Annotated in this window: 3 protein-coding genes; all 3 read left to right on the forward strand. The window is 65.6% G+C overall.

What is annotated here, in order from left to right; all coding sequences use genetic code 11:
• A partial coding sequence (locus AB4Y43_RS40155; protein ID WP_368730266.1) for a gluconate 2-dehydrogenase subunit 3 family protein occupies nucleotides 1-513 on the forward strand: 513 nt, incomplete at its 5' end.
• Nucleotides 514-2289 carry a GMC family oxidoreductase gene (locus AB4Y43_RS40160; protein ID WP_368730267.1) on the forward strand — a complete coding sequence of 592 codons (1776 nt, stop codon included), beginning with the start codon at nucleotides 514-516 and terminating at the stop codon, nucleotides 2287-2289.
• Between the two features lie 74 nt (nucleotides 2290-2363).
• Nucleotides 2364-3603: c-type cytochrome (locus AB4Y43_RS40165; protein ID WP_368730268.1), on the forward strand; the 1240-nt coding region annotated here is incomplete at its 3' end.

Raw genomic sequence — 3603 nt, forward strand, 5'->3', positions numbered from 1 at the left:
CTGATTCCCGCCGACGCCGAAGGCCCCGGCGCGCTGCAAGCCGGCGTGCCCGAATTCATCGACCGGCAGATGGACACGCCTTACGCGCACGGCGCGCTCTGGTACATGCAGGGGCCGTTCCAGCAAGGCGTGCCCGAACTCGGCTACCAGCTGAAGCTCGTGCCGCGCGACATCTACCGGCTCGGCATCAAGGCCGTGAACGCGTACTGCACGAAGGCCTACGGCAAGGACTTCGACGCGCTCGACGCGAGCACGCGCGACAGCGTGCTCAGCGCGCTCGAAGCGGGCAAGGTCGAGCTGGATGGCGTGCCGGCCTCCGTGTTCTTCGGGCAGTTGCTGCAGAACACACGCGAAGGCTACTTCTGCGACCCGATTCATGGCGGCAACCGCAACATGGCCGCATGGAAGATGATCGGCTTTCCCGGCACACGCGCCGACTTCATGGATTTCGTGAACCAGAACGGCAAGCCCTACCCGTACGGCCCGGTCTCGATCAACGGGGAGCGTACGTAAATGGCGATCAAGAAACCTCACGTCGATGCCGTCGTGGTCGGCTTCGGCTGGACCGGCGCGATCCTCTCGAAGGAACTGACCGAAGCGGGCCTGAAGGTGGTCGCGCTCGAGCGCGGCGAGTATCGCGACACCTACCCGGACGGCGCGTACCCCAACACCATCGACGAGCTCACGTACAACATCCGCAAGAAACTCTTCCTCGATCTTTCGAAGACCACCGTCTCGATTCGCCACGGCGTGAACGACACGGCCCTGCCCTACCGCCAGCTCGCCGCGTTTCTACCCGGCGAAGGCGTGGGCGGCGCGGGCCTGCACTGGTCGGGCGTGCATTTCCGCATCACGCCCGAAGAGCTGCGCCTGAAGAGCCATTACGAAGAGCGTTACGGCAAGAAGTTCATCCCCGAAGGCATGACGATCCAGGACTACGGCGTCACCTACGACGAACTGGAGCCGCACTTCGACTTCGCGGAAAAGGTGTTCGGCACCTCGGGCCAGGCGTACAAGGTGAAGGGCAACGTGGTCGGCGACGGCAATGTGTTCGAAGCCGCGCGCAGCGACAATTTCCCGTTGCCCGCGCAACTGAATACCTATTCGGCGCAGCGTTTCTTCGATGCGTCGAAGTCGCTCGGCCTGCATCCCTACCGCCTGCCTTCGGCGAACACGTCGGGGCCGTACACGAATCCCTATGGCGTGCAGATGGGCCCGTGCAACTTCTGCGGTTTCTGCAGCGGCTACGCGTGCTACATGTACTCGAAGGCTTCGCCGAATCTCAACATCCTGCCCGCGCTCAAGCAGGAAAAGCACTTCGAACTGCGCTCGAAATGCCACGTGCTGCGCGTCGAACTCGACGGCACCAGAAAGCGCGCCACGGGCGTGACGTATATCGATCCGGCGGGCCAGGAAGTGTTCCAGCCCGCGGACCTGGTGATCGTCGCCGCGTTCCAGTATCACAACGTGCACCTGCTGCTGCTCTCGGGCATCGGCAAGCCCTATGACCCGGTGTCGGGCGAAGGCGTGGTGGGCCGCAACTTCGCGTACCAGAACCTCTCGACCATCACGGCGTTCTTCGACAAGGACACGTGGACGAACCCGTTCATCGGTGCGGGCGGCAACGGCGTGGCCGTGGACGACTTCAACGCCGACAACTTCGACCACGGCCCGCCCGGCTTCGTGGGCGGCTCGCCGCTCTGGGTGAACCAGGCGGGCGTGAAGCCGATCAGCGGCATCGCCACGCCGGCGGGCACGCCGAACTGGGGCGCAGGCTGGAAGAAGGCCGTGAAGGACCACTACGCGCACACCATTTCGATGGACGCGCACGGCTCCAACATGTCGTACCGCGACGTGTACCTCGACCTCGATCCGACCTATCGCGATTCGTACGGCCAGCCGCTTCTGCGCATGACCTTCGACTGGAAGGACAACGACATCAAGATGGCGCGGTACGTGACGGGCCAGATGCAGAAGATTGCCGAGGCGATGGGCCCGAAGGCCATCAACGTCTACACGCGCGAGTTCGGCGCGCACTTCGACTCGCGCCGCTATCAGACCACTCACCTCGTGGGCGGGGCCGTGATGGGCACCGATCCGAACACCAGCGTCATCAACCGCTATCTGCAGAGCTGGGACGTGCCCAACGTGTTCGTGATGGGCGCCTCCGCGTTCCCGCAGGGGATCGGCTACAACCCGACCGGCCTCGTCGCCGCCCTCGCTTACTGGAGCGCGAAGGCCATTCGCAACCAGTATCTGAAGAATCCCGGTCCCCTGGTGAGCGTGTGAAGAGCCGCATGAAGAAGAACATTTTTTCCATCGGCGCGAACGTTGCGCGCGCAACTTTCGCGTGTGCGGCGTTCATGGCATTTTCGGCGCACGCGGCTGAGCAACCGAACGCCGCACTCGTCGCGCACGGCGAATACCTCGCACGCGCCGGCGACTGCATTGCCTGCCACACCACACAGGGCGGAAGGCCCTTCGCGGGCGGCCTGAAGTTCGACACGCCGATCGGCGCGATCTACTCGACCAACATCACACCCGACGCGAATACGGGCATCGGCAAGTGGAGCTACGACGACTTCGCCAGGGCCGTGCGCCAGGGCGTGCGGCCGAACGGCGACACGCTTTACCCGGCGATGCCCTACCCGTCGTACGCACGCCTCTCCGACGACGACATGAAGGCGCTCTACGCGTACTTCATGCACGGCGTCGGGCCCGTGCAGGCGCAGAACCGCGCGGTGGACATTCCCTGGCCGCTCTCGATGCGCTGGCCGCTCGGCGCCTGGCGCGTGCTGTTCGCGCCGAAGGTGCAGGCGTTCGACGGCTCGCATTACAACGATGCGATCGTCGCGCGTGGCGCCTATCTCGTGCAGGGCCTCGGCCACTGCGGCGCGTGCCACACGCCGCGCGCACGCACGATGCAGGAGCTTGCGCTCACCGACCTCGAAGGCGACGACTTCCTCGCGGGCGGCGCCCCGATCGACGGCTGGGTCCCCTCCAGCCTGCGCGGCAACCCGCGCACGGGCCTGGGCAACTGGAGCGAGGACGACATCGTGCAGTTCCTCAAGTCGGGCCGCAATCTGCATACTGCGGCGTTCGGCGGCATGACCGACGTGGTTCAGCACAGCATGCAGCACATGAACGACGCGGACCTGCTCGCCATCGCGCGCTACCTCAAGACGCTGCCCTCCAGTGACCCGAAGGAATCCGCGTATGCCTACGATCCCGCCGCCGCGCACAAGCTGCAAAACGGCGACGCGAGCGCACGCGGCGCAGCGGTCTATCGCGACAACTGCATGGCCTGCCACCGCAGCGACGGACGCGGCTATACGCGCGTGTTCCCCGCGCTCGGCGGCAACCCGGTCGTGCAGGGCAAGGACCCCACTTCGCTGATTCACGTGCTGCTCGCAGGCAGCGCGCTCGAAGGCACGCAATCCGCGCCCTCGTCGTTCACGATGCCGCCGTTCGGCTGGCGTCTGTCCGACCAGGAAGTGGCCGACGTGTCCACCTTCGTGCGTGCGAGCTGGGGCAACACCGGCGCGCCAGTGAGCGCCGAAGACGTCGGGAGGGTCCGCAAGACCATCACCGTGAGCACGCCGG

Source organism: Paraburkholderia sp. BR10872 (assembly GCF_040965835.1).
GTDB lineage: Bacteria > Pseudomonadota > Gammaproteobacteria > Burkholderiales > Burkholderiaceae > Paraburkholderia > Paraburkholderia nodosa_A.